The sequence below is a fragment of the Muricaecibacterium torontonense genome (assembly GCF_004793925.1).
In the GTDB taxonomy this organism is placed as follows: domain Bacteria; phylum Actinomycetota; class Coriobacteriia; order Coriobacteriales; family Atopobiaceae; genus Leptogranulimonas; species Leptogranulimonas caecicola.
The window spans coordinates 320,064-346,185 of sequence record NZ_SRYE01000001.1; the positions used below are offsets into that span (position 1 = coordinate 320,064).

The 26,122-nt window shown below is 60.7% G+C and carries 19 protein-coding genes; 8 read left to right on the top strand and 11 right to left on the bottom strand.

Annotation, left to right across the window (positions count from 1 at the left end; all coding sequences use genetic code 11):
• Nucleotides 1–39 precede the first annotated feature (39 nt).
• The 7 genes from E5334_RS01400 to E5334_RS01430 all read left to right on the top strand — a co-directional run bounded on the left by E5334_RS01400 (nucleotide 40) and on the right by E5334_RS01430 (nucleotide 10,821).
• Nucleotides 40–1,989, top strand: a complete 1,950-nt coding sequence (locus tag E5334_RS01400) for a DUF2207 domain-containing protein (RefSeq protein ID WP_136011812.1) — start codon at nucleotides 40–42, stop codon at nucleotides 1,987–1,989.
• Nucleotides 1,990–2,598: 609 nt separating this feature from the next.
• Nucleotides 2,599–3,561: a carbamate kinase gene (arcC, locus tag E5334_RS01405; protein WP_136011813.1), complete on the top strand. Its 963-nt coding sequence runs from the start codon at nucleotides 2,599–2,601 to the stop codon at nucleotides 3,559–3,561.
• A gap of 307 nt (nucleotides 3,562–3,868) precedes the next feature.
• Entirely contained in the window at nucleotides 3,869–5,728 is a 1,860-nt protein-coding gene (locus E5334_RS01410) for an InlB B-repeat-containing protein (RefSeq protein ID WP_136011814.1), read from the top strand.
• A 128-nt stretch (nucleotides 5,729–5,856) separates the two neighbouring features.
• Complete coding sequence (purH, locus tag E5334_RS01415; RefSeq protein ID WP_136011815.1) at nucleotides 5,857–7,458, top strand: bifunctional phosphoribosylaminoimidazolecarboxamide formyltransferase/IMP cyclohydrolase; 1,602 nt, start codon at nucleotides 5,857–5,859, stop codon at nucleotides 7,456–7,458.
• Nucleotides 7,459–8,142: 684 nt separating this feature from the next.
• Nucleotides 8,143–8,895 carry a hypothetical protein gene (locus E5334_RS01420; RefSeq protein WP_136011816.1) on the top strand — a complete coding sequence of 251 codons (753 nt, stop codon included), beginning with the start codon at nucleotides 8,143–8,145 and terminating at the stop codon, nucleotides 8,893–8,895.
• Nucleotides 8,896–9,081: 186 nt separating this feature from the next.
• The gene (locus E5334_RS01425; protein WP_136011817.1) at nucleotides 9,082–9,747 is read left to right on the top strand and encodes a response regulator transcription factor; all 666 of its coding nucleotides are present in this window, start codon (nucleotides 9,082–9,084) and stop codon (nucleotides 9,745–9,747) included.
• 12 nt (nucleotides 9,748–9,759) lie between these two features.
• Nucleotides 9,760–10,821 (top strand): sensor histidine kinase, encoded by a 1,062-nt coding sequence (locus E5334_RS01430; protein WP_136011818.1) that lies wholly within the window; start codon nucleotides 9,760–9,762, stop codon nucleotides 10,819–10,821.
• A 129-nt stretch (nucleotides 10,822–10,950) separates the two neighbouring features.
• On the opposite strand, the gene E5334_RS01435 is transcribed toward E5334_RS01430, so the two are convergent.
• From E5334_RS01435 to rlmD, 11 genes are all read right to left on the bottom strand, one after another.
• The gene (locus tag E5334_RS01435) at nucleotides 10,951–12,738 is read right to left on the bottom strand and encodes a recombinase family protein (protein WP_136011819.1); all 1,788 of its coding nucleotides are present in this window, start codon (nucleotides 12,736–12,738) and stop codon (nucleotides 10,951–10,953) included.
• Between the two features lie 48 nt (nucleotides 12,739–12,786).
• Nucleotides 12,787–13,230 (bottom strand): hypothetical protein, encoded by a 444-nt coding sequence (locus tag E5334_RS01440; RefSeq protein WP_136011820.1) that lies wholly within the window; start codon nucleotides 13,228–13,230, stop codon nucleotides 12,787–12,789.
• Between the two features lie 86 nt (nucleotides 13,231–13,316).
• Entirely contained in the window at nucleotides 13,317–15,605 is a 2,289-nt protein-coding gene (locus tag E5334_RS01445) for a hypothetical protein (protein ID WP_136011821.1), read from the bottom strand.
• A complete protein-coding gene (locus tag E5334_RS01450) occupies nucleotides 15,605–15,835 on the bottom strand; it encodes a hypothetical protein (RefSeq protein ID WP_136011822.1) in 231 nt (76 codons plus the stop codon). Before E5334_RS01450 ends, E5334_RS01445 begins: the two co-directional genes overlap by 1 nt.
• Nucleotides 15,836–15,925: 90 nt before the next feature.
• On the bottom strand, nucleotides 15,926–16,483 hold the full coding sequence (locus E5334_RS01455; protein WP_136011823.1) for a ParA family protein: 558 nt from the start codon (nucleotides 16,481–16,483) through the stop codon (nucleotides 15,926–15,928).
• 331 nt (nucleotides 16,484–16,814) lie between these two features.
• A complete protein-coding gene (locus tag E5334_RS01460; RefSeq protein ID WP_136011824.1) occupies nucleotides 16,815–18,344 on the bottom strand; it encodes a relaxase family protein in 1,530 nt (509 codons plus the stop codon).
• The gene (mobC, locus tag E5334_RS01465) at nucleotides 18,344–18,802 is read right to left on the bottom strand and encodes a plasmid mobilization relaxosome protein MobC (RefSeq protein ID WP_136011825.1); all 459 of its coding nucleotides are present in this window, start codon (nucleotides 18,800–18,802) and stop codon (nucleotides 18,344–18,346) included. The genes E5334_RS01460 and mobC overlap by 1 nt, the downstream gene beginning before the upstream one ends.
• 301 nt (nucleotides 18,803–19,103) lie before the next feature.
• Nucleotides 19,104–19,424, bottom strand: a complete 321-nt coding sequence (locus E5334_RS08715) for a hypothetical protein (protein ID WP_275438873.1) — start codon at nucleotides 19,422–19,424, stop codon at nucleotides 19,104–19,106.
• A 13-nt stretch (nucleotides 19,425–19,437) separates the two neighbouring features.
• A complete protein-coding gene (locus E5334_RS01475) occupies nucleotides 19,438–21,255 on the bottom strand; it encodes a phage/plasmid primase, P4 family (RefSeq protein WP_167604247.1) in 1,818 nt (605 codons plus the stop codon).
• 138 nt (nucleotides 21,256–21,393) lie between these two features.
• The gene (locus E5334_RS01480; protein WP_136011827.1) at nucleotides 21,394–21,615 is read right to left on the bottom strand and encodes a helix-turn-helix transcriptional regulator; all 222 of its coding nucleotides are present in this window, start codon (nucleotides 21,613–21,615) and stop codon (nucleotides 21,394–21,396) included.
• Nucleotides 21,616–22,767: 1,152 nt separating this feature from the next.
• A complete protein-coding gene (gene rlmD, locus E5334_RS01485) occupies nucleotides 22,768–24,243 on the bottom strand; it encodes a 23S rRNA (uracil(1939)-C(5))-methyltransferase RlmD (RefSeq protein ID WP_136011828.1) in 1,476 nt (491 codons plus the stop codon).
• A 744-nt stretch (nucleotides 24,244–24,987) separates the two neighbouring features.
• Here rlmD and E5334_RS01490 point away from each other — a divergent pair.
• The gene (locus E5334_RS01490) at nucleotides 24,988–25,956 is read left to right on the top strand and encodes an L-lactate dehydrogenase (RefSeq protein WP_136011829.1); all 969 of its coding nucleotides are present in this window, start codon (nucleotides 24,988–24,990) and stop codon (nucleotides 25,954–25,956) included.
• Nucleotides 25,957–26,122 lie beyond the last annotated feature (166 nt).

Here is a 26,122-nt window from a genome sequence, read left to right on the forward strand (position 1 = left end):
TAGACTGTGGGGACCGTCCGCTCCTTTTGGAGGTAGTCCATGGTTTCAAGTGTGTGGCGCCGCAGTGGTGGCGCCTTCTCGGCAGTTTTGGCATTGATCGCAGTATGCATGGCTATGTGCGTGGCAGCCCCCACGCAGGCATTGGCGAAATCCTACGAGATATCTCGGGTGGCTATCGATGCCACGCTGGATGCCGATGGCACGCTGCACGTGACAGAAGATCGCACCTTTGATTTTGACGGCGACTTCAACGGCGTTTACTGGCGGCTGCCTCAGGGAAACTACGAGGGGCGGCAGCTGGAGCCTGAGGTGGAATCGGTGGGAGTGGTGAGCGACAACGGGAGTTTTGAGCCGTTCGTGCAGGACTACTCCGGCGATCCCCATAGCTACGAGCTCACCCAATACAGCAGCTATGTGGAGGCAAAGCTCTATAACCCGGCAGAGGACCAGCAGGTAACCTATCGCATCACCTATTCCATTCCGCAGTTGGCCACGGCCTGGAAGGATACCGGGGAGCTCTATTGGAAGTTTGTCTCGGATGGGTGGGATGAGACCTCGCACAATGTGACCTGCACCATTCATCTGCCGGTGCCGGCGGGGCAGCAGGTGACTCCAGAGCAGAACGTGCGGGCCTGGGGCCACGGCACCCTGGATGGAGAGGTGCGTTTCTCGGGCGACGACGTGGTGTACATGGTGCCCTCAGTGGGCAGCGACGACTATGCGGAGGCGCGCATCACCTTCCCGGTGGAGTGGCTGAGCGTGGCGCCTTCCGGCGAGTCGCGTATGAGCGCCATCTTGGAGCAGGAGCAGCGCTGGGCCGACGAGGCTAATCGCAGGCGCGAGATGGCACGCTCCATTTACTATGGCGCGTTGACCCTGGTGGTGGCCGTGGGCGCGGTGGCCTGCGTGGTGTCGCTGCTGCTCTATAGGCGTTACAAGCAAAAGCACAGGCCGGTGTTTGAGGACCGTTATTTTAGGGATGTGCCGAGCGATGACCATCCGGCGGTGCTGGGCGCGCTGATCCATGACGACGAGGTGGGAAGCCCGGAGCTTACGGCAACGCTCATGAGGATCTCGGATGAGGGGGCCGTGGACCTTTCCTACGTGCAGACGCCCAAGAAAGGCGCGTTCTCCAGGGGGAAGGAGACCTACAGGCTTACCTATAACCCCAAACGTGCGCAAAAGATCGAAGATCCTATCGATAATGCCCTGCTGGACTTGCTCTTCAAGACGGTGGCGCCTCGGGTGAAGGGCTATGAGAAGCCTTCCGACGGCCGCATCGAGCTGGACTTTGACGACATCAAAAAGGTGGCCAAGAAGAAGCCCGAGCGCTTTATGGATGCCTATAAGGAGTGGAAGGACACGGCCGAGGGTCAGGCGCATCTGCGAGGGTTCTTTACCGATTCCAGCAACGGCCGGGGCTGGTGCGTGCTGATGATCATCCTGTGCGGCCTGGCGGCCTTCTTGGGATTCTTCGCCTTCTTGATCTTCGAGGCGCCGCTTCCCATGTTTTTGAGCCTGCTGTCGCCTGTGGCGGGCATTGTGGTGTCGGCTATTGTGGTGGTGCATCTGAAGGCATTGTCGTCTGAGGCCGTGGAGCTTACCGCGAAGTTGGAAGCTCTGCGTCGCTGGCTCAAGGAGTTCACCCGTCTGGACGAGGCGGTGCCCACCGATGTGGTGCTGTGGAACCGCCTGCTGGTGATGGCTGTGGTGCTGGGCGTTGCCGACGAGGTCATCAAGCAGCTGCGCATGGTGCTTCCGCAAATGCTGGAAGACCCGGACTTCATGCCCACTTATATGTGGTGGGGCACCTATGGGCGCATGGACTCGCCGGCCTCGGTCTTCGAAGAGGCCTCTCGGTCGAGCTACCAGGCTTCTGTGGCCGCGCTGGCGGCCTCTTCCAGCAGTTCTGGCGGCGGCGGAGGCGGCGGGTTCTCTGGCGGCGGCGGAGGCGGCTTTGGCGGCGGCGGAGGCGGCGGCGCCTTCTAGCTGCAGGGCGCTTGGGGGCGCCCTGTGAGCCGCGAGTTGCTGTGGGCGCCGTGGCGACAGGGCGCCGTGGCGACAGGGCGCCGGGCATTTTGTGCTGCTGAGCCGCTGGGTGCCCACTGTCGTGTTGCGAGCAGTGCAGATGTAAAGATGCGCCGCCAGGATCTCAAGAGACTCTGGCGGCGCTTATGCGTCGAGGCGCGAATGGTGCGGGCCGTGGCCGTTCGGGACAGCCTCATGTGTTCAAACTGTTAAGAGAGGGGACCCCTAGGGACGGCACTTGGGGGCATCGATGGGTTTCTCGGCATAGGAGAGCTATAACGCGTGGGGTCATAGGGCATCAGATGTGCAAGTGGTAAAACAACCTGAAAGATGCATAACTCCTGCATGATAAAAGTATGCTAAAAACTATGTATGAAATGCAGGGATAGTAACATACACCTGCCGCTCAATACCCCCATTTACCACTAAAAACGCCATAGCTACCTCTTGCCGCGCTGCATAAGCTCTCCATAACTTTTGGGAGTTGCCGGGGGTATACAAATAGCCTACGGAGTTTGCGTGGTACCGGGCCGCGCGATCTTCTTATTAAAAACGCAATGGGAGGTTTCCATGACTTACACCAAAGCTCCGGGTAAACCGGACCGCATCGTAGTCGCCCTTGGCGGCAATGCTCTTGGCGACAACCCCAAGGAGCAAATGGAGCGTATCAACGTTGCAGCTCCTGCTCTGCTTGGCTTGATCGAGCTGGGCAATGAGATTGTGATCACCCATGGCAACGGCCCTCAGGTTGGCATGATCCAGAAGTCTTTTGCCACCGCCAATGAGGTCAACTCTGATATTCCCGCGATGGACCTGCCTGAGTGCGGCGCTATGAGCCAGGGCTACATTGGCTACCACCTGCAGAAGGGCCTGGGCAACGAGATCCGTCGCCAGGGCAAGCCTTGGCATGTGGCCACCATCGTGACCGAGGTTGAGGTAGACAAGAACGACCCTGCCTTTGAGAACCCCACCAAGCCTATCGGCCAGTTCCTCACCGCCGAGCAGGCTGAGGAGGTCAAGAAGGAGAGCCCCAGCTGGACGTTGGTAGAGGACTCCGGCCGCGGCTATCGTCGCGTAGTGGCTTCTCCTGCTCCTAAGGCCATCGTGGAGATTGGCTCCATTCGCCACCTGCTGGACGAGGAGTACATCGTCATCGCCTGCGGCGGCGGCGGAATCCCCGTGGTCGAGGAAGACAATGCCCTGGTTGGCGTGGGCGCCGTCATCGACAAGGACCTGGCCGGCGAGCTTTTGGCCGAGGACTGCGACGCCGAGAAGCTCATTCTTCTGACCGCCGTGGATCACGTGGCCATCAACTTTGGCAAGCCTGACCAGAAGGACCTCGAGGACATCACCGTCGAGGAGGCCGAGAAGTACCTGGCCGAGGGTCAGTTTGGCAAGGGCTCCATGGAGCCTAAGGTCAAGGCTGCCGTCAAGTTTGCCAAGAGCCGTCCTGGCCGTGTAGCCATCATCGGCTCTCTGGAGAAGGCTCCTGAGGCCATGAAGGGCACCTCTGGCACCCGCATTCACCTCTAAGAGAGCGAGCAGGCGCTGGGAGCCTGATCTTTCAATGTGACTTGAAGCCTCCGCTGGGCATAGCTTGGCGGAGGCTTTCTTATGCCGTAGGCAGCTTTGTTCTGGGTGGCTGCCGGGCGCTGGGGGCACGCTTTGTGCCTATTTAGAATGCCTCCAGCTTGTTGCCGTTATCTTGCGCTCCGGCGTATTTGAGGGGTGCATAGATTGGTCTGGGGCGGCGAGGACATATTCCTTTGAGAACACCGCTGTGGCGCTCGATCTTTCTGGGCGTCGCATCTATTTGTGCACTGGCTCAAAGGAGTTATGAATGAATAAAACGAGTCATCATTGGAAAACTGCGGCCCTTTTGGCCTCCTGCCTCATGGCGGTGAGCCTGTGTGGGACGGCGACGGTGGCGCTGGCAGAGGATCCCTCGGACCCGGTAGAAGCCGCCCAAGATTCCCGCACCATTAGCAATCTAAGGTGGGCGGTGACGGGTTCGAACACCGCCACCGTGTCTTGGGACGCCGTGACGGGAGCTCGTGACTACGTACTCTGGGTCATGAAGGACGGCGTGCATACGCAAACCTATTCGCTGCAAACCAACAGCTACTCCCTTACCATCGCAGAGCCCGGCACCTATGGGTTTGCGGTGGGCGTCGCCCAGACGGCAGGCGGCTCGAGCTCCTCGCTTATCAACGCGCGCGACACGGTGGTGACGGTTTCTCTGGATCCCAACAATGGCCAGGCGCCAACTCCCGTAGGCATGCTTGTGGAGGCCGGCCAAAAGCTGAAGCACGCCCCCGCAACTCCTAGTTGGGGCTCCCACAGCTTCAAGGGGTGGACCACCTCCCCGGTCGACGGCGCGTTGGCCCCAACCTATGATTTCTCTGGCTGGGGAGCCCAGGTGACGGCGCCCATCACCCTTACCGCCCAATGGCAGCTGGCCGCTCCTGCCTCGGTGGGTTGGAGCGCCGATCATGCCCGGATAGCTTGGGATGGCGTTGAAGGTGCCAACGGTTATCAGGTGACGGTGACCTCTGCCTCCGGCGAGACGCTGCTGGATGACCGCATGGCGGCAGACGCCCGGTCTACAGCGTGCCCGGCCTTGCGCCAGCCCGGAAGCTATACTGCCGCCGTCAAGGCGTTGGGCGGACGAGGGGTGGCGAACTCCGCAGACACCCGCTCTGTATCGCTCCATACAGTCACCTTTGATGTTGCCGGCGGGTCCGGCGCCCCTGCCATGGAGCTGGTGGAAGCCGGCGGCTTGGCCTCTCGCCCCGCAGATCCCGTGCGCGCCGGCTATAGGTTTGACGGCTGGTATGCAAAAGGATCCTCTGCGCCCTATGACTTTGCCTCTCCGGTGGGCGCGCCGGTGGAGCTGGTGGCCCGATGGTCCGTGCTTCCCTGCAAAGTGCAGCTCAACCTCAACGGCGGCACGCTGGAAGGCGACGATGTGACGTCCTATGTGCCTGGCACGGCACAGCCGTTGCCTGGCGCGACCCATGTGGGCTGCACTTTTGGCGGATGGTATGACAATGCGCAGCTCACAGGGCAGCCGATGTCTGAGATCCCGGCAACGGCCACAGGTGACCAGGCCTTCTGGGCCAAATGGAGCCCTAACACCTATCTGGTGTATCTCGACCCTGAGGGCGGCAAGATCCTCGATCGGCGCCTCACCCATTACACCTATGGCACGGGCTTGATCCTGCCGCAGATGGTGGTGCGCCCAGGCTACACCTTTGAAGGCTGGTATACCTCGTCTGGCGGCGGCGACGCGGTGGAGGAGATCCCCGAGACCGCCACAGGCAACCTGGTCTATTACGCCCACTGGAAAGCCGTCGAGGAGCCCTCTCAGCCCGATGAGCCGCAGGCTCCCGATCAACACCCCGATGAGCCGCAGGCTCCTGGCGAGACCCAAGGCCCAGAAGGCTCCCAAACCCCTGGCGCGCCACAGCCTTCACAGAATGGCGCTGCGGGCAGCGAGGGCGTTTCTCGGCAACCTGGTCAGGCATCAGGGGCTTCCAAGGCTGCCGGGGCCAAGGTGTCTCCTAAAGGTAGGGCAGAGCGTGGGCTGCCAGCCACCGGTGACGAGGGTTTCTCGGCAGCCTATGGTCTAGGCGCACTGGCCGTCTTGGGCGTGGCGGCTGCAGTGGCAACAGTGGCGATGAGGCGCGCGCAGCACTAGCGTGCGGGAAGCATTGGGATGATATTGCGGGAGGAGCTCGGCGGGCGGAGTCGCTTGCCGGGCTCCTCTTTTGTGGCACGATGGAACATGCAGTAGAGGGGAGCCAGAACATAAGAGAGAGAGGATTCATGGCAGAGAGGAAGATTCAAAAGGCGTTGGTCTCGGTGACGGACAAGAGCGGGGTGGCACAGTTTTGCCGCGCGCTCCACGACACCTACGGTACGCAGATCATCTCCACCGGGGGCACCGCGAAAGTGCTGGAAGAAGCGGGCGTGCCGGTGACGGAGATCTCGGAGTACACCGGCTTTCCCGAGATGATGGGCGGCCGTGTGAAGACGCTGCATCCCAAGGTCCACGGCGGCCTTCTGGCGCGTCGCGACAGCGCCGAGCACATGGAGGAGGCTGCGGCCCACGACATCCCCATGATCGACCTGGTGTGCGTGAACCTGTACGAGTTTGAGAAGACCGTGGCCAAGCCCGACGTCACCTTTGCCGACGCCGTGGAGCACATCGATATTGGCGGCCCCTCCATGCTGAGGTCTGCGGCCAAGAACGCCCAGAGCGTCACCGTGGTGTGCGATCCGGCAGACTACGGGCGCATCCTGGACGACATGGCGGCCCACGACGGCGCCACCTCGCTGGAGCTGCGCCGTCAGCTGCAGGTGAAGGCCTATACCACCACCGCGGCCTATGACACGGCCATCTCCAATTGGCTGGCCGGCCAGCTCATCGATGCCGAGGGCGCTGTGCCCACACAGTTCCCTGAGCGCCTGACCTTGGCCTATACCAAGCAGCAAGACCTGCGCTACGGCGAGAACCCCCACCAAGCGGCCGCCTTCTACCGCGATGCCAACGCCGCTCCCCACTCGCTGGCCTGCGCCACGCAGCTCAACGGCAAGCCGCTGTCCTACAACAACCTGCTGGATACCGACGCCGCCTGGTCCGCCGTCCGCGAGTTTGACGAGCCCGCCTGCATCATCTTGAAGCACCAGAATCCCTGCGGCTCTGCCGTGGCTGCCAACGTCACCGAGGCCTACGACAAGGCCTATGCCTGCGACCCGGTGAGCGCCTTTGGCGGCATCATCGCCTGTAACCGCGAGGTGCCCCTGGAGCTGGTGGAGCACTTTGCCGACGTCAACAAGCAGTTTGTGGAGGTCCTCATCGCGCCCTCCTTCACTCCCGAGGCCCTGGAGCGCCTGAGCCGTCGCAAGAACCTGCGCGTCCTTGCCACCGGCGGCGTGGATGCTCCCGCCGCCCAGGAGATGCGCACGGTGGACGGCGGTCTTTTGGTGCAAGACGTCGACCACGTGACCGAGAAACCCGCCGACTACCAGGTGGTCACTCGCCGTGCTCCCACGGCCCAGGAGCTCCACGACCTGGAGTTTGGCTGGAAGGTGGTTAAGACCGTGAAGTCCAACGCCATCCTCATCGCGAAGGACGACGCCGGCATTGGCATGGGGCCCGGCCAGCCCAACCGCGTGGACTCCGCCATCATCGCCTGCGACCGCGCCCACAAGGCCTGCGAGCGCATGGGCGTGGCGCCGGAGAACCTGGCTGCGGCTAGTGACGCGTTCTTCCCCTTCCGCGACGACGTTGACGAGCTGGCCGCCCGCGGCGTCACCGCCATCATTCAGCCCGGCGGCTCGGTGCGCGACGAGGAGGTCATCGCTGCCTGCGACGAGCACAACATTGCCATGGTCTTCACCGGTCGCCGGCACTTCAGGCACTAGTATCGTGCGTGAGCCTGTGGGCTAGGGCTTGCGGGTTCGCCGTGGGAATGAAGCTGTCGCCCCCACATGCAGCGGCGTTCTGCAGGCGGGGGCGACGAGCGACGATATGCATGAGACGGGCGGACACTCGGGGGGGGTGTCCGCCCTTTTTGCGATGATTCGACGATGGAAAAGGCGCGGCGGGTATGGGGGGGCACCTGCAGACTATCTGGTAGCAGCCCTTTTGCTCATAGGGAGAGCGCTCTTGGGATCCCCCTGCGGGGAGGCCATAGACGACCTGCGACGATCTGGGTTTACTGTTGGGCGGGGACCTCCTGCCGGGGCCATCTGGGCCCGCTCATCTCGATGTGCTAGATGAGTATCTAGGAGAACAACTTGCAAAGCTGGGATGGCTATTAGACTCCAAATAGAACGCTTCTCAAGCGATCTTCAGCGGTAATGGACTCCTAGGCAGCCAAATAGAACAGAATGGGTTCTATCTGGCTGCTTAGGAGAACAGGAGGCTCACAGAACCGTTCTCTTAGAGCGCCTAGGAGAACAGCTACACCCTCTGGATGTTCTTTTGAGCCCCTAAGGAGAACGCAGCGCCCTATATGGGCCTTCTTTTGCCTTCCCGGCACCTATCCCGCCTGTTGAAGTAGGGTAGAAGCTACGTCGATAGATGCGTTAACCCAAGGAGCCGTCATGCTGGACCCATCCCGCGACTACACAGAGGCCGATCTGGCCGCCCTCGAGGCAGAGGAGCTTGCTCGCCTCGCGTCCTTCGAGCTTGGCGACCCGGTGCTGGTGTGCCGCTGGCGCATCGCAGGCCGACAGCTTCCGCTGGAGAGCCGCCACCTGCGCGCGTTGCGTGCCCGTAGCGCTCAGGGTGATCCGCTGACTCCGGAGTTTTGTGCCTGGGTCCAACAGCACATCGAGCAAACCTTGGATTCTGGGGCTGCCGAGAACCCCGACGGCGTCCTCATGATCGCCCTCGACGGCCAGGGGCGCGCCGCCATGGCGCTAGGGTCCTATGAGGAGCTTGAGGATCTGAGCGCAGCGGGGCTCACCGCGCGCGCCCAGGCCGCCCGCTTGGAAGCGCAAGAGACCGGCGTTGCCCCCGAGATTCTGCTGGCAGTGACCCCAGAGGGCACGCTGGAAGTGGGGGCAGGCTTGGAAGAGCCGCTGGCAGCAGTGGCCTCCTTGGCTGTGGATGTTGCAAAAACGTTAGGCGTCCCTGTGGCCTTCGACCCCCGGTTGGCTGCTAGGGTTGAGACTGATCCTGCTGCCTGGGCAAGCATCCTGCTGGCTTCGGACGAGCACGGCGTCCTTCGGGCTGCTGACGGCTTAGCGGCCTCTGGCGAGGCTGCAGCTGCTGAGGGCATCGCTTCTCGGTTGGAGCAGGGCTACCGCAAGCTGCTGGACACCGTCCGCGCCAAGCCTCATCGCCCGTTCTAGGGAGCTGTCTCTAGGGAGCTGCCGTGTGGGCTGCCGGGCTGGAGGTCTGGCGGCTGCGCGGCGGGTCAGCGCTGCTGTGTGCGACACGGCGGCGCGCCGAGTCGCCGCGCGGTAGCGAGAGCATAATTCGCACTGGATGCGAGCAGGGGTTTTGTCGGCAAGGAAGCGTGAAGAGAGGGGAGTGCCATGACGCGCATCGCGCTGGTAGAGGATGACGTGGCCATCAGGGAGGCGCTGAGCGACCTGCTGGTGCAGCGCGGCTATGAGCCCGTGGAGATCTGCGATTGGGCCCATGCCAGTCAGGCGGTGCTGGACGCGGCGCCGGACCTGGTCCTTTTGGACCTGGGGCTTCCGGGTGTGGACGGCACGGCCATCTGTCGAGAGCTGCGGGACAAGTCGGGCATTCCAATCATTGTGGTAACCAGTCGCGCCTCGGAGATGGACGAGGTGCTGGCCATGACCATGGGGGCGGACGATTTTATTACCAAGCCCTACTCGGTCTACGTGCTGGTGGCCCACATCGAGGCGCTGCTGCGGCGCAGCTCGCAGGCGCAGGCTCGGCCCACGCTCACGCACAAAGGGCTTACGTTGGACGTGGAGGCTTCCTGCGCCAAGGCCAACGGCAAGACGGTGGATCTTACGCGCAACGAGCTGCGGATTCTTGCGTATCTTATGCACAACGCAGGGGCGGTGGTTTCGCGTACGGCCCTCATGTGCGAGCTCTGGGACTCCGAGGCCTACGTGGATGACAACACCCTCACGGTGAACGTCAACCGCCTGCGCCAGACGCTGGCCAAGCTGGGCATCGAGAATTACCTGGTGACCCATCGCGGCCAGGGATACTCGGTGTAGCGGGGCGCAGCTATGAACGCATTGCGCTATCTGAGATCCCGCCTGCTCGATCTGCTCATATTTGGGCTCACTTTCGCCCTGCTTATGCTGATGCTGTGGCTCACTGGCGCCTCGGAAGACTTCGTGGCGCTCGTGGGCGCCATCCTGCTGGTGGCCGAAGTCCTGCGACTCTTTGCGGGCTATCTGCCCTTAGCCTCCTTCTGGCATCAGATGGACCGCATCGCCCAGGCTCAGGTGGGCGGAGACCCCACGCCCATCGATGTGGCGAGCACGCTGCCTTCCCAGCGCCGCTATCCGGCCAACTGCGCCGACGACGCGGTGGACGCCCTGCTGGACCAATACCGCCTCTCCACCGGCAAAGAGCGCGCCGACGCCGCCGAATACCGCAGCTACATCGAGCGTTGGAGCCACGAGGTCAAGACGCCGGTGGCCGCCATCTCCCTCATGGTCCAGGGCGACGCGAGCCCTCTGGCCCGCCGCATCGAGCCCGAGCTCCAGCGCATCGAGTCCTGCGTCGACCAGGCCCTCTACCTGGCCCGGTCCTACTCCGTTGACCGCGACTACCTGGTGCGCCCCCAAAACTTGGGCCAGCTGGTGCGCGAGGTGGCCCGCAGCCGAATGACCGCCCTCCAGCTCAACCACGTGCATCTGGCCTTCGAGGGCCTTGACCAGCAGATTTACTGCGATCCCAAATGGGTGACCTTCATTTTGGGCCAGCTGGTGGACAACGCCATCAAGTATGCCTCTCCCGAGCGCGAGCTCACCCTGGCGTTCATCGCTCACCGAGAAAACCAATCCTCCGCCCATGAGACCGTGGTGCTGGAAGTGCGCGACAACGGGCAGGGGATCCCCCTCCAAGACCTGCCCCGTATTTGGGACAAGGGCTTTGTGGGCGAGAACGGCCGAGATCGCTCTGGCCGCACGTCCACCGGCATCGGCCTCTTTTTGGTGCAGGACCTGGCCCGCAAGATGGGCCTCTCGGTGGACGCCTGGTCCGACGGCGCCACCGCCACCACCATCTCGATCACCTTCCCCATGGTGGCCAACGCCTCCAACGACCAGGCGGCCCAGTAGAGCAGCCGGGGCGCCATGCGTCGGCGAGCGCTGCATGGGAGGTCGCATGGCGGAGTGTTGCGGGTGCCGCATTGTGTATCAATATAGTAATGAGTGCCAGCCTTTGGAAGGCGGGTTTCTCGGCAGCTGCTAGGCGCGGGTGCGCACCAGGGTGGCGACGGTCTCGGCGTGCGCCTCGTCATCTCGGAAGTTATTCTCTCCCAGAGAATCAGGCGTCATCGGCGTATACCCATTGGCTACACCGGGAATCTCTTCCCAGAAGAAGCGCACCGGGCACTTGAACGTCACGTTGGCAACCACGCGCTCTTTGCGCGGGTTCTTGTCTGGCAGGATGTGCACCTCGCTCACGGCCTCATGGATGAGGTCGAAGCGTGTCTGCTCGTCCGCACCTTCCAACAGCTCGGGGATGCGGTCAAGCTCTTCCAGAAGCCTGCGCTCTCCGTCCATGCGCTTCTCGGCAGTGGTCATCTTAGCTTGCGCTTCCTCCAGTGCGTCGCTTAATCCGGCGTCGCGGTCATATAGGTCGTCCAGACGCCTTTGCAGGTCGTTGAACTTGCGCTCGTAGCTCCTGTCGGCGGGGTCGAGCGAGTCAATCTGCGTCATAAGCATACGCATACGCTTGTCGTTCGCGGCCTTCTCGCCCTCTATGCGCTCAATATCGTCCCTCAGCTGCTCGATGTCCGTCGCGTCGTCGATGCGACGGCGCAGGGCATCCACGAACGCGTCTGAACGGGATGCAAGGCTCACGAGCTGTACGACCTCAGCGTCCACGCACTCTTGCGGGTACTGACTTTTGAACGTACAGCTGGCGCCGCGCGCTTTTGTGGTGTGCGGGCAATAATATGCCCACGTTGTCTTTCCCCGCGTGCCGTCCTTCTTGACTTTCCCACGGTTGGGCTTGGACGACATCTTGCGACCGCAGACCGGGCAGACGAGGAGCCCGTTGAGCATGTTCACGTGGCCGTCGTCGTGCGTCTTCATGTTCGGCTTGCGCGTACCGACAAGGGCCTGAGCCGCCGCCCATGTGGCGTCGTCGATTATTGCGTCGTGCTGGCCGTCGTGCATCTCGTAGCCGTCGCTCTTGACCACGTGCGTCTCTCCACGCGTACCTTCTATCGTCTCGGTACGCCTGCGGCCATAGGCAATCTTTCCGATGTACACCGGGTTGGTAATCATGCGCTGTACCGTTCCGCTGGAAAACGTGTCCATGCGTGCGTTACCGCGTGGCTTCTTCTTGATTCCATGGTTGTTCAACCATGTGGCTATCGCCATCGACCCTTTGTTCTCGTGCGCATACATCTCGAAGATGCGGCGCACGACCTTCGCCTCGTCCTCATCGACCTCAAGCTCTTTGAACTTGTTGCCCTTATCGACAAGGCGATACCCGAAGGGCGCTTGCCCTCCGTTCCAGTAGCCTTTGCGGGCCTTCTCCTCGCGTCCGCTCATGGTCTGGGTGCGGATGTTGCCGCGCTCCATCTCGGCGAACACGGCGGCGATGGACAGCATCGCCTTACCCATGGAAGTACCAGAGTCGATGCCGTCCTTCACGCAACACAGTTCCACACCGTAGTCTTGGAGCGTCTGAAGGGAGTTCCAAGTGTCGGCGGCGTTGCGCCCGAATCGTGACAGCTTGAACACGAGGACGTAGGCCGGACGCTTGCCCGGCTGCGCCTTGATGATGTCATCCATCATCTGACGGAACTGCGGCCTGCCCTGCACGTTCTTTCCTGAAAAGCCGGCGTCAACGTACTCTCCGAGCACGCGCATGTCGTGATTTTCGGCGTATCTTGTCAGCTCGAAGCGCTGAGCGTCTATCGACTCGCCCTTCTCGACTTGCAGCTTGGTCGAGACACGGATGTACAGAACGCAGGAGAGTGGGCGGGCGGCATCTGACGTCTTGGATTTTTTTCGTGCCATAGGCTCACCCCCTCCCGTAATTCTCTACATGGCATCATTTCGCGTCACCTACTCAACGTTGCCTAGCCAACGTTGCCTTTCTGCTTTCAATGCCTCTTTCATGCTGTTCTCCTTTTCGAAATCGCGCACCACGACCTTGAAGCCCGTTCTGTTGGCCCGCTCGAACAGCTCGTTCCAATAGCTCTCGATGAGTTTGTAATCCCCGCCCTTTTTGAAGAAAAGCTCAAGCGCTTCGCCTTCGATATCGACCGCGCGTATATCCTCAAGCTCCCTTCGACCAAGGACGTTCACCAAGTCCTCGTCGTTCGGCCAAGGCAGCAATCCGACTTCATTCTCGCGGTCCGCTTGAGGACAGAGCGAATAATCCTCTTGGTGAAAAATCGTAAGCCCCTCTTCCATCATGTCAAACTCAGCAGCGAGTAAGCGTGAGCACAAATCGGCGGGGTCATTGAAATTCAGAACCGGCAAATACGCGATTTTCGTCTTGCTCATTGTTGTTTCCTCCCTTGATTGATGAATTGCGTAAATACGCATTTAATTATAAAGCCCGCCGCCCAAAAGAGCGACGGGCTGTTCGCTTATTTCAAGAACTCGTACTCAAACAGCGTCGGCACGATTTCGGTGTTGTAATACTCCTTAACGAGCGTCTTCAGTGTCTGCAACGCCGAATGCACCTCGACGTTGTTCCAAACCGTATTGCCCTCGTCATCCTTATATGACGTGTCTATCTCTGCGAAAATCTGGTACACGCCGTAGGTCAGCCTCGGGTCGTATTCGTCAGCCTGCTTCACCGCGTCCATCAGCGTCTTCCACTGGTCAAGGATGCGCTGCTCGGCAAGACCACAGACGAGATTCTTCAAATCCTCGGACGCGACAGTCGGACCGTTCGTCGTGTCCATACACAGCTCGTTGCGGTAGAAGCGCCCATCACTGCCCGTGAACGTCCGCATATGGTTTTGCATCTCCACACAGGTGAACAGCAGGCACTTGCGCAGCCACTGGTCGAGCTTGCCAGACGCCACGTCAGCGTTAAAACGGTCAGCACCATCGCCCGACTTCATAATACGGGCACGCTGTGTCCACTCACGGTTATACGTGATATAGCGAGACATCGCGAACAGCGGCATCTTCTCAAGGTAATTGTCCTTACGCAGGTAAAAGCCGTTACCATCGTACCGCCCGCCGACAAGAAGACTCGAATCAAGGTCAGGGTTATCAAACCCCGAACTGTGCGTCACCATGTATCCAATGATGTCTGCGTTGTATGCCGGCTTATTACGCCGTACACCATCGAACTTTTCCAAGCCATTAAGACCGCAAAGAATACCGTTTCGGTCTGCATCTGGAATAGCTCGCTTATCATAATAGGTTTTGCTTACACTGGTATAAACACGCTTAACATCAAGCATTCCAACTCCGACAAGTTTGTCGGTTTTAGAGTCCCAATCATATCCCTCAATTTGAAAATTATCTAACTGTGCATCTTCATTTGCCCAAAGCGCCACCATAACACATGCATCAATGTTCGTATGGAACCAACGACGATTGAAACCAAATCCAGCGATAAACTTTTTGTTAACCAAATGCTGAGCTTTCCAGTATTTTACCGGTGAATACACCACATAGCTATCTGTCGGCTGACGTAAATAATATTCAAAACCTGACCAGATAAATGCATTTCCAAGGTCGTTTGTTACAGTCCCCTTGAGTTGCTTTTTCATTTCGCCGACAAGATAGCTGCTCTTCCATGTGGAAGACTTCTTGCTCGCTTTAGTACGCTGATGCTCGGCACTCGTCGTCTCCGCATACGGCGGGTTCTCGAACAAGATAATCGTGCAATTCGGGTCATCGACATACTGCTTGATAACCGGGTTGTTGATGTACTCCTCGCTCAGTGCATCCGCACCGCGCACCAAACCTGCGTTGAACGTGTCATCCGCCTCGATGGGAGGGATGATGTGACGCACCTTCGAGCCGAGGATTTCCTGCATCACCTTGTACTCGTAGTATTCCACGGTGGAAAGGATGCAATGGGACAACTCCTCGTCCGTCAGCCCCTTCTCCAAATTACCCGTACCCGCGCAGCGGTCGATTATCACATAATCGTTACCTGCCGGAACACGCCCAATCGCCATGCGCAGCAGCTCATGGGATTTCTCTGCGTAAGGCTCGGGCGTGTAGAACGCGCCCAGGTTCTTCTTCTGGAGCGTGTCGTTCAGCTTATCCATCAGGTACTGGAACTTGACGTTCGACGTGCCCTTGTACGGGTAGATGTACTCAGCAAACACCGACGGGTTGCGAATCTCGCCAATCGTCTTGTGCTTGCCCGTATCGTCGCCGATAAAATCCTCTTTACGCGCGGTCGGCACAGCCTTATAAAACGCCGTTGCCCAGCCGACGATACAGTTCTCGTCAATATGGATGCGGGTGAACTCCGTCTCCTTCAGGCGCTTAATCAAACGCGTCACGGCAAGCTGGTCTTGACCATACGCGTACTTCTCGTCGTATGCGCGACCAACGAACCCAGCATTTGACTTCGATGCACCGCCCGAATACACCTTCTCGATGTCATCGAGATAATCAGCCGACTGATAGAGATATGCTTGTTCACCGTTCAAATCAACAATGATGATATTTGCGGGAACCGGCTTTCCCTTAATCCTCAGCGAAGAAAGATATTTCACGCACTGAAACAGCACGGCATTCAAATCGTTCACACGTAGCTTGAACTCAAGCAGATTGCCGTTCAACACACCATCGTTATCGTCTGCGAGAATGTCATCCAAAGTGAGGTTCGGGTCAATGAGCGGCAGAAACGTCTTGTAAAACTCAATCTGCCCCTCGCGCTCAGTATCAAAGTTCGCCATTACTCGCTCACCTCCTCAATATGCTCCTGCACCCACTCGTGGATGATTGCGGCAATCGTCGTCTCGCGCTCCGCAGCCATCATCTTGAGCGTCTTCTTGTCGCTCACGGTGAGCGACAGCGAGAGCGTCGTGCGCTTCTCTTCAGCGGCCGTGTCGGCGACGACGGCCTTCTCTATCTTCTTCTGCTCGGCCTCGCGGTCGGCAGCGTATTTCTCAAACATGTTCGCCATGGCTCGACCTCCTTTAATTATTTACACATTTGTACAATTATACACCATGGAGGCGCATTTGTCCAGATGGATAACGCCTCTGACCTGCGGTTATTCCTTCGGGAACCCCGCAGCCTCGCGCACCGTGCCCACCAGAGCGAGAGTCGCCTTCGCGGCCTTGCCGCGTCGGTCGAACTCGACCACGGACTTGCCGGCGGCTCCCGCCTGAACGAACGCCTCGGACTGGGGCAGCGTGGCCACCGTCTGGTCGCCCGCCAGACCCTCGAACCACTCCATGAAGTCGCGGGACGCCTTGAAGCGGTTCCACCCGTTCATCACGTAGACAATCTTCGCGCGGCCGTTCTTGAACACCGCCTTGCGCATGCGCATCAGCGGCTCGATGTCCCTCGACGTGGTTCTGGTCGGGATGACCACCACGTCCGCCTCCTTCAGCCAGTCCGCCAGCCCCTCCTGCAAGGCCCCCGGCGTGTCCACCACGGCGACCTGTGCGGCGTCCGCCTCATGCGTCTCGTGCAGCGTGCCGCCCTGCGTGTCCAAGTCGTAGAAGCTCACGGGGATGCCGGAGCGCTCGAAGGAGAAGGCAATCTCGTCGGCGACCAGGGACTTGCCAACGCCGCCCTTCTGGTTGCATACCAGAATCGTCTTCATATCATCACCTCGCTATATATTTAATCAATTACACATTTCCATATTTAATTATATGAGCCGACAAGTACATGTTCAACCGCCACTTTCGGGGCTTTATCTGGGCTTCATCAGGGCTTTTACTGGTCTCCAAACGGGCTTCACGCCCTCGCTCCGCTCCGTCCGCTCCGCCGCGTTTTCCGAATCCGGCTCATAAATGAGCGGACGACGAAAACCCCGATTTTCCGCCCCTTGCGCGTACGCCCGTCAACAGCCCTTTTGAAGGTCTCTTCGTAGCCCGCGAGCGGGAGCTTGAGAAAGGGAGCAGTTTGACGCTGCTCCCTCATCTTCTCGGCTATCCGTCGAACTGCGTGTCCTTGTCCGCCGACCTCGGCGTCCTCACGGGCGCACGCTGCTCGGCCTCCTTGACACGGCGCTGCATTCGCTCGCTCTTCAGACGCTTCTCGCGCTCGTCCTCGTTGGACAGCGCCTTCTCCGCCGCCTTGAGGCGCTTCTCGGCGTCCCACATGCTCTTGCGGGACTCGTAGACGCGCCTCTCCGCCTCCTCGCGCTGCCTGCGGCGCTCCTCCGCGAGCGCCTCCTGAATCATCATGCGCAGCATCATGGCTGTCATGTCGGCCATCATGCGGGACACGGGGTCCTTGGCGTTGCACCCCGCCTTGGCGAACACGTGCATGCCGGCCAGAAGCCCCGGACACGGGTGCTGCAGGGTGTCGCGTGCCTCCTTGGAGGCATAAAACTCGCGCCTTGCGGCGTCCACGTCCTCGCGCAGCTTCGCCAGCTGCTCGTCCGGGTGGTTCCGCGCCTCGACAATCTGCTGATAGCGCTCGTCCATGAAGGGCTTGCCCTCCTCGCGTGAGCGGTGGATGTGCGCCTTCTGAAGGTCGGAAGCCATCTCCGACACGTACGCCCGGTCGAGGCTGTACGCGTCGAGAGCGAAATCCGCAGAGGGCTGTTCCTCCGGCGCTGCCGTCTCGGGCACGTCGGGAAGGACCTCCGGTGCCGGTGCGTCCTGCTCGGGCGCCTCAAGCTCGCGCTGCTTCGCCTCGAAGTACGCCTCGATGCCCTCGCGGGTCAGGTCGTCGGCGAGGTTGGAGGCGCGGCGCTTGCGGGTGCGGCGCTTCGGTCCCCACTCGTCCACAGCCTTGTAGGACCATCCCGTCGTGACCTCGCCGGTCTTCCCGTCGGTCTTCGTGGTCTCCTTCAGCGTCACGCCGCTCAACTCAAGATTGCGCCTGAACTCGTCCAGCGTGCTGGAGCGGTCGCGGGCATCCGCCACCCTGTCGCCGAGACGCCGGTCGAAAGAACCGGGCTGGAACGTCTCGCGCTTCTGCTCCCAGAGGGACATCTCCTTGTCCGCCCCGAGCACCGAGAAACCATTCTCACGGCTCAGCTCATCATTGACCGCCTTCACACGCGGAGCGTAGAGGCTCGTGTCCCCCTTGTTGATGACCTGACCGGTACGGGCGTCGTGGTTCGCAATGGTCGCGTGCGCATGCACGCAGCCTCCCTCGCCGTCCACGTGCATGGTGACCCAGCACATGGAGTCGGGGGCAAGCTCGTGGCACAGCGTGTACGCGTACTCCATGCCGCGCTGGATGTCGTCGGCCTTGCTTGGGTCAAGCTCGTCGGTCGCCCACGAGATGCGCAGCTCGTAGCCCTCGTTGACCGCGTTCGGGTGGCGATGCTTCTGCCCCTCGCAGTAGACAATGAAATCCCCTCTTGAGGCGGCGTCGCCCATCTGCGCGGCGATGCGGTCCGTGCCGTTTTCCAGATGAGCGCGTCTGCGCTTTCCCTCGCCGAACTCGGTGTACGACATACGCCCGCGCACGTTCGGAAGCGACTGCACATGCGTCGTTGACATCAGACATCACCTCCCGTCTCCACGTACGCCTGCAAGTCCGCACGCAGTCCATCGACTTGCGCCCGGAGCTTGTCCACCGAATCGCGGAACTCGCGGAACGCTTCCGCCTCGTCCTTCGTCCTCATTTCCTCACGCACCGCGTCGAGCACTCCCATGCCGCTCAAGCGCCGGTTGCGCGCGCGGGCAATCTGATTCATGTTGACGCCGATGCGGTTCAGCTCGACACGGACACGGTCCAGGGCCGGGACGTCCAGAACCACCTCGCGGCTGGGCGGCGCGTACCGACTCGCGTACAGCTCACCGCGAAGAAAATTGGAACGCGAGCACGTCCCGCGCCGCTCGTCCAGCAGGGAAAGCTCCGCGTCGTTCATACGCACCTGAACCACCTTGTCACGGCGGTCTTTCACGTACTTCTGGCGCGTCGCCTTCCCGCTTCTTTTTTCATACGTTTCCGCCATGCGGAACACCTCCTTTGCCGCTATCCGAAACGCCCGCCTGCGGCGGACAATCCGAAATGCCGTTTTCGGCTAATCTCACAACGTCTCTGCGCAAAGGGGAAAAGAGCAAGCATTGACTCCGTACGTACAAATTGCGATTCTCGCAATTTGCCCTACTCCGTCAGCTTGCGAGGGGGCGGCTGCGCCGTCCCCTTCGAACCCCCGCCTTTTGTCCACCGAGCCTCGCCCGTCCATGTCGGACACGGGAACGACTTCCCCTGTCCGACATGGAACCCGAATCCCTCGGTGGAACCCGGCACGGCTACCCTTGGTAGGCCGCGCCGGAAAAACCGCCGTGCGCTTCCGACGACTCTCCAGCTTCTGCGGTAGGAACATGACCGGAATCCGCAGCGCCAGCGGCGCGCGCATCCGGCGTTCCGTGTCCGGTGCCCGGCTTCAGTCCCTTGACGAAGTCAAGGACCTCTTCCGCCGAACCCATGTCCTTCACTTCAGGGAAAACCGTCACGAGCGCGTCGGCGTAAGCCTTCGTCCTCGCGGCCTGCGCCTCGCGGCGCAGCTTCTTCGCCTGAGCCTCTAACGCACGTGCCTTCTCGGCCACATCATCAAACCTCTTCGTTGCCATAATCTATTCCTCCTTAATCGCTGTCTTCTGTATCCGTCGCAAGGCCAAGCTGCTCCCTCACCGCCGCGTAACCGGCACCGAGGTCTGCGGGCGTCGTGCCATGGGCGGTGCAGTAATCGAGGACGACCGTGCGGAAAATCCCGCGACGCCTGCCCAGGAAGGGGACCCATCCGCCCGCGCCGCCAAAACCAGCTGCTCGCTTGCAGTAGGCCCTCAAGCCGGGGCACCACTTCTCGCAGCTCGTCTTGCGGACGGACCCGCTCGCGTCCTTGCTCTGCGTCCATTCGCCGTCGGAGCACGCAAGCTCAACGATTCGGGTCGTGAACGCCTTGCGGCTCATCTGCATCCGCATGCCCTTGTGCTCCGCGTCCAGCCATTCGTCGTAGCGCATGGACAGGTAATCATTCGGCACGAAGTCGGCCGTAATCGAATCCTTGACGTCCTCCCAGAACTCAGCCACCGTGTCATTGCCAAGAACCCACTCGTGCTTCAGCTGCGCGGCCTCCTTAGGCTCGGGCAGCTCGTAATACCGGTCCCACTTCACCAGCGCCTGATAGGCCAGATATTCGCAGAACTCGGGGGACACGACCCACTCGGAACGGATGGTCTTGTCGTCGGCCTTGCCGACGAACTGCCCCGCGAACGGGACGTAGATGTTGCGAGCCAGCCAAGCGTCCCCCTTGTCGCGGGTCTTCGGGATGTCGTTGGCGGCGCAGACAATCAGCGCGTGGGGCGTGTAGTCGAACATGCCCTTGTTCTTGCGCTCCACGCCTATCGCGTCATGCGAGATGATTGACTTCAGGCGCGAGTTGTCCTTCAGGTACGCACCAGAGTCGGAGTCCTCGCACGTGATGAGGGAGACCCCCACGATGTTCGACACGCCGAACCGCCCGCCATCCCCGCCGCCGGCAAGCAGCGCGAGGCTTGAGGTCATGCACCCGTCGTAGCCGACGAGCGACTTGAGGCAGTCGAGGAAGGTGCTCTTCCCGTTGTGACCCGTGCTGTTGTGGAAGGTCACCATGACGCGCCAGTTGTGGTAGCTGCGCAGGGACGCCCCCGCCACCTTGACGAGCAAATCGCGCCCGCCGTCGTAGGGGGCGTAGGAGTCCAGCAGCTGCCAGAAGTCAATCTTCGAGCCATCCGGCATCGTGTGTTCAGGGACGGGCGGCTCCTTGTCGGGGAGGCGCGTGGTGCTCTTCCTGAGCGCAACGACCTCGGGGGAGAACTCGCGCAGGACGCGCTCCTCGTAATCCCAGATTCCGTTGGCCATGAAGACCAGAGACGGGTTATCGCACTCGCACGCGCGGTTCTCCCGACGCGATGCCATGTCGTGCAGCTTCTGGACGAAGTTCTTCTTCCAGTTGCCGTTCACGGCGCCCACGACCTCCTGACACCACAGGTCAATCTGCCCGTCGCCAATCTCGCGGTAAATCCCCTCGTCGGGGTCGTACATAGCGAACACGCCCTCCGAGGTCGGCTTGTCCACGGTCTCCTTGACGCAGACCATGCGGATGACCTCCTGCGCGAACACCAGCTCGGCGGCCTGCACGGGGTCGATGCTCTTGAGCCTCGGCCAGCGAAAGCCCCTGCCGTAAATCTTTCCCGCCTCCGGATTGGATGGCGGCTCGGACAGGTTGACCCACGCCACAAGGGCGTTCGTCACCTTGACCACGACGTCCGAGAGAGCGGACAGGCCATCACCTGCGCAGCCGCGCAGCACATAGCTCACCGCATCGCTGAGCGCCTTGTGATAGTTCTCCCCGCCGTACAGGTAGTCAGGGTTGTACGCCTCGCCCTGATTCCCCTCGTCATATGCACGCCCCCTCTTCATCTCATCCTTTGTCTGCGGGTCAGATACTTGAAAAATGGGCGGTAATGAGCTATAATATTTGCAGTTAGACGGAGCGGTTCCCTTTGCTGTGGCGGCGGGGGAACTGCTCTTTTCTTTTGCCTCCATATCCCCACCTCCTTAATTCGTCAGCTTGACGCGCTTCACGTTCTCGTTCTTCCACGCCTCGACGTCGGCAATCTTGTAGCGGACCGCGTTTCCGACCTTGTAGTAGCTCGGACCCTTGCCCTGATAGCGCCAGGTGCAGAGCGTCCCCGCGCTCAAACCGAGGAACGCCGCCACCTCGCGCGTCGTCATATAAGAGGGCTTTACCTCTTTTGCCTGCTTCTTTCCTTTAGCCATAACTAGCCACCTCCATGTTCGAAGTCCTTTTCGCGAAACAAAAAAAGCTCCCGCGGAAACCGAAGAGGGACAGAGGCGCAAAGCCTTGTCTATCTCGGTTTCCACGGGAGCTTCGTGTTCGTTGTTTCGCCCGTGACGCACGGCCTATTCGACCGAGCGCTCGGCTCCTATTCCCGATAGCAACCCCGCATCAAGGACGGGACGGGTGCTGAGCCATTCATCTATATGTATCCAATTGTACACCATTGAGACAATTGAAGCAATATCAATTTTCCCGTAGCCGCAGTTCAGAGCCTATTTCCGCTCATAAACGAATGGAAAAGCGCAAAAAAAGCAACCCACCGCACCACCCGGAAAACAACGACTGCGACAAGAGGTACACGTGAGGGCTGACCACATGTGTGACCACATCAAAATGGCATCTGGTCAGCTCTTGAAATGAAAATCCCCTCTTTTATCAATGGATTTTTTTCGTTCTGACCACATGACCAGATGACCAGATAAAATCCGACAAACTTTATTTATTTACGCGTATTACGTAGTCCTTTCAATTTTTAAAAATAAGTCCTAAATTATGTGGTCATCTGGTCAGGAATTGCAAAAAGCCTGATGGCGCCTAGTGATTTGGCTGACCAGATGGTGACCACATCATTTTTTCTTCTGGTCATCTGGTCAGCATGTGGTCAGGCAAAACGCTCATAAACGAGGGAACGGGTGATTCTTCTGTCCTAAGCAGGTGCGCATTTCGGACGCTTCGCGTCCTCAATGCAGGCTAGTTACGCCTCGGGCTGCGCCCTCGGCTTGCCTCATCGCATATTGGGTACGCAGAAAAGCATGAGAACCATCCAATACGATTTCGCATACCTCATGCGTACTTTCTCGAAGGCAACGGAGGCGCGAAGCGCCGTAGTTGCCGGCCAGACGGAGGGACGTACGCCAGGCCAAGCCCATGCCGCATCCCTTCTGTACGTCCACCCACATCCAACCGCCGCCCGCAGGGCGGCCACCCTTGCATCGAGCGAACGCGAGATGCACATGGGCGCTCGAACGTCCCCAGACCGCTTCAGAGGCGTTTTAAGGCACGAAAAAAGCCCGCGTGGTACACGAGTACCCCAGCGGGCTTAAAACGTCTTAAACGCAAAATACGGCGTTCTATTTCTCCGTCTCGTCTTCTCCCATGAGTCCGAAATGACGGAACGCATCCAGAATCGCCTCGCGCTTTTCAGGCGGGCACTTCGGTTGCTTCTTGTCACCCGACCTGTCGGCCTGCGTTTCCAGTCCGCACTCGGCCTTCATCTGCGCGACGTACAGGGAACTGACCTTCATGCCGTGCGTTTTCTGAACGTAATCACAAATGTTCGCGTACGTCGGCTGCTCCTTCTCCTCAGACAGCCCCATGTCCTTCGGACTGATGGAAACCGGAATGAAAGACTTCGATGCAGATTTCCGAGATAGAACAGCAACCGTCTCGGCGTGCTTGGTCTGGGGGAACAGGTCCACCACTGCCAATGCATCCAGCTCATAGCCCTGGCGTACCAGCAGATCCACGTCGCGGCGCTGGGTCTGGGGGTTGCAGCTCACGTAGACCACGCGCTCGGGGGCCAGGGTGCAGAGGGCGCTCAAAAACTCCGAGGTCGAGCCGGCGCGCGGCGGGTCGAGGATCACGCCGTCGAACTTTCGGCCGGCGCGGGCAGCGTCGATCATGTAACTGGTGGCGTCGGCGCAGACGAACCGAGCCTGTTGCTCCAGCCCGTTGGCCTTGGCATTTCGCCGAGCGTCGGCCACCGCGCCTTCCACCCGCTCCACGCCCACGACCTCGAGCCCCTCCACCTGATGGGCTGCACACAGCCCGATGGTGCCTATGCCGCAGTAGGCGTCCAGCACCCGCATGCCGGCGTCCAGGCGCGATTGCGCGATGGCCAAACTGTAGAGGACCTCGGTTTGCTCCGGGTTGGTTTGATAAAAACTCGTAGGGCCAACGGTGAATTCCACGTCCAGCAGGCGGTCGTGCATCACTCCCGAGCCCAGCAGCGTCTTGTTCTTGAACCCCAGGATGGCGTTGGTGCGCCTTTGATTCACATTTTGAACTACCGACAAACGCACCTTGGCTTTTTGGGCCACCGCCTTCGCCAGCTCTTTGGCATGGGGAAACGAGTCGCCGTTGGTCACCAGCGTGAGCAGGCCTTCATTGGACTTCCAACCGGTGCGGACCACTCCGTGGCGCAAGAGGCCTGTGCCCTTGTCCTCGTCGTAGGCACGGATGCCAAGCTCAGAGCTTATACGCGCCACAGCATTGAGGATGGGCCTGCACCGAGGGTCCTCCGTGAGGCATGCCGAGCAGGGCACTATCCTGTGCGTCCCCCGCGCATAAAACCCGCTGCGCACAAACCCGCGCTTGCCCGGCGCGAAGGGCGTGGCCGCCTTATGCCTGAAGGCCACCGGATCGTCCATGCCGTAAATGCGCAGCTCATCGACCGTGGCGCCATGGCGCGCGTCTTCCAGGTAGTCGCGGAACAGCTCTTCCACCGCCTCGCGCTTTCGCCGCAGCTGAATGGGATAGGGCACCGCCAGCCATTCGCAGCCGCCGCACTCTTTGGCGATGGGGCAGGTGAGCGTGCGAAATCCCATAGGGCGGGCCTCCTGATCGACCTTGCGATGCATGCGAGTTGCGACAACGCGCAGTGGCGCGCGGGTTGTGCGCTGGCGGCGACGGCGTGCTGCAACCAGTGCCACTGCCAGTGCGGTACGCCTTCCAATGTACCCGCTCCCGAGCGCCCGTGCCGCCCACATCCACCATGAACATGCAGCCTGCGGCGGGCGGGCTTCTCGGCAGCTTGCTTGCTGGCGGTCTGCAGCGTCGTACGACATGCTGTGCCGAATGACTTGCGTTTAGTTGGGCTTCATGCCAAAAAGCTGGAAGATCCATCGTTTAGCTGGGTTTTGTGCCAATGAACTCCTTCCGCGTCAATGAGAAAAACAACTTGGCGTAGGTCAAGTCCAGCTGCCACACAGGGCAGTTTGCTCGCCGCCGCGTCGGCCAGGCGCCCCAGCCATCCACCGCTGCAGGCTCCCTCCTTGCCGAGAAACCCGCCATCCTCACCAGCACGTATCGACAAAAATCGAACCATAGCCGATCCAGGTTACATCTTGAGCGCCTCATCGGCGGATTTGGAAGGCTTTCCGTCCGGTCCATCCCGTCCTGCGGTATAACCAAGGCACAAAAAATGCGGGGCTCGCATCGGTGGCCGCATATTGCAGCACGCGCCGGTTGGCACACGCTCGGGCACGCACCGGTGGTCACGCACCGCAACACGTACCGGCTGCCGCACATCGTCGCAGCTGCCCGCATCAGCTCGCAGGAAGGACAGGGGCATGGGAGTCAATCGCATCGGCATTATTGGATTAGGGCACGTGGGGGCCCATGTGGCCAACAGCCTCATGCTTCAGGGCATCGCAGACGAGCTCTATCTCACCGAGATTTGCTCCGGCGACGAGGACAACTCCGCCAAGCTCAGAAGCGAGGTGCAAGACCTGCACGACTCGCTGGCATTCTGCCCGCACAACGTCGAGATCGTCTCCTGCGGCGAGGACTACGCTGCGCTGGCGGGCTGCGACGTCATCGTCAATGCAGCGGGCAAGGTGGCGCTGGCGGCGCAAAACCGCGACGGCGAGCTGTTCTACACCACGGACACTGCCAAGCGATTCATCGAGCCTGTCGCCAAAGCCGGCTTCGACGGGGTGTGGGTGACCATCGCCAATCCCTGCGACGTGGTAGCCACCGAGATCTGGAAGCTCTCCGGCGCAGATCCCGCCAAGGTCATTGGCACCGGCACTGCGCTGGATTCCAGCCGCCTCAAATTCGCCCTCTCCAACGTCACCGGCATCGACCAGCACTCCATCTGCGCCTACATGCTGGGCGAGCACGGCGCCAGCCAGTTCGCCGCCTGGAGCGCGGTGAACTTTGGCGGCAAGCCGCTCTCCCAACTTGCCGTCGAGCAGCCCGGCCGCTTTGGCTTCGACCATGACGAGCTCGAGCAGCAGGGCCGCCAAAACGGCTATGTCACCATGGCCGGCAAGCACTGCACCGAGTACGCCGTCGCCAACGCCGCCGCCCGCCTGGTGCGTGCCATCGAGTCCAACGAGCACGTCATTACCGCCTGCTCCACCCTCATGGACGGCCAGTACGGCGAGAGTGGCGTCTACGCCTCGCTGCCCTGCGTGGTGGGCGCTTCCGGCGTCGAGGAGGTCATCGAGCTCGACCTCACCGCCGACGAGGTGGAAAAGTTCCACGCCAGCTGCGCCCACATCCGCGAGAACGCGCAGCGTGTGGGGCTGCTCTAGCGTTCCTTGCCGAGAAACCCGCGCCCCCATAGGCCGCCTTCTATCCCTGATGCCCCGCGCCGCCCCGCTGGCCTCTCGCCAGCGGGGCGGCTTGCTGTGCCTCTGCAGTTTCGCAACTATTACGGTATTCGAACCGTTTTGAATATCACCTGGCGCCACCTCAGCG

What these genes read in the sequence shown, in the direction of transcription:
- E5334_RS01455 (WP_136011823.1), bottom strand. Translation starts at nt 16,483, where the DNA reads ATGAAGACGATTCTGGTATGCAACCAGAAGGGCGGCGTTGGCAAGTCC.
- E5334_RS08715 (WP_275438873.1), bottom strand. Translation starts at nt 19,424, where the DNA reads ATGGCAACGAAGAGGTTTGATGATGTGGCCGAGAAGGCACGTGCGTTA.
- E5334_RS01450 (WP_136011822.1), bottom strand. Translation starts at nt 15,835, where the DNA reads ATGGCGAACATGTTTGAGAAATACGCTGCCGACCGCGAGGCCGAGCAG.
- E5334_RS01480 (WP_136011827.1), bottom strand. Translation starts at nt 21,615, where the DNA reads ATGGCTAAAGGAAAGAAGCAGGCAAAAGAGGTAAAGCCCTCTTATATG.
- E5334_RS01475 (WP_167604247.1), bottom strand. Translation starts at nt 21,255, where the DNA reads ATGAAGAGGGGGCGTGCATATGACGAGGGGAATCAGGGCGAGGCGTAC.
- rlmD (WP_136011828.1), bottom strand. Translation starts at nt 24,243, where the DNA reads ATGGGATTTCGCACGCTCACCTGCCCCATCGCCAAAGAGTGCGGCGGC.
- E5334_RS01410 (WP_136011814.1), top strand. Translation starts at nt 3,869, where the DNA reads ATGAATAAAACGAGTCATCATTGGAAAACTGCGGCCCTTTTGGCCTCC.
- E5334_RS01440 (WP_136011820.1), bottom strand. Translation starts at nt 13,230, where the DNA reads ATGAGCAAGACGAAAATCGCGTATTTGCCGGTTCTGAATTTCAATGAC.
- E5334_RS01490 (WP_136011829.1), top strand. Translation starts at nt 24,988, where the DNA reads ATGGGAGTCAATCGCATCGGCATTATTGGATTAGGGCACGTGGGGGCC.
- E5334_RS01400 (WP_136011812.1), top strand. Translation starts at nt 40, where the DNA reads ATGGTTTCAAGTGTGTGGCGCCGCAGTGGTGGCGCCTTCTCGGCAGTT.
- E5334_RS01430 (WP_136011818.1), top strand. Translation starts at nt 9,760, where the DNA reads ATGAACGCATTGCGCTATCTGAGATCCCGCCTGCTCGATCTGCTCATA.
- purH (WP_136011815.1), top strand. Translation starts at nt 5,857, where the DNA reads ATGGCAGAGAGGAAGATTCAAAAGGCGTTGGTCTCGGTGACGGACAAG.
- arcC (WP_136011813.1), top strand. Translation starts at nt 2,599, where the DNA reads ATGACTTACACCAAAGCTCCGGGTAAACCGGACCGCATCGTAGTCGCC.
- E5334_RS01445 (WP_136011821.1), bottom strand. Translation starts at nt 15,605, where the DNA reads ATGGCGAACTTTGATACTGAGCGCGAGGGGCAGATTGAGTTTTACAAG.
- E5334_RS01460 (WP_136011824.1), bottom strand. Translation starts at nt 18,344, where the DNA reads ATGTCAACGACGCATGTGCAGTCGCTTCCGAACGTGCGCGGGCGTATG.
- mobC (WP_136011825.1), bottom strand. Translation starts at nt 18,802, where the DNA reads ATGGCGGAAACGTATGAAAAAAGAAGCGGGAAGGCGACGCGCCAGAAG.
- E5334_RS01420 (WP_136011816.1), top strand. Translation starts at nt 8,143, where the DNA reads ATGCTGGACCCATCCCGCGACTACACAGAGGCCGATCTGGCCGCCCTC.
- E5334_RS01425 (WP_136011817.1), top strand. Translation starts at nt 9,082, where the DNA reads ATGACGCGCATCGCGCTGGTAGAGGATGACGTGGCCATCAGGGAGGCG.
- E5334_RS01435 (WP_136011819.1), bottom strand. Translation starts at nt 12,738, where the DNA reads ATGGCACGAAAAAAATCCAAGACGTCAGATGCCGCCCGCCCACTCTCC.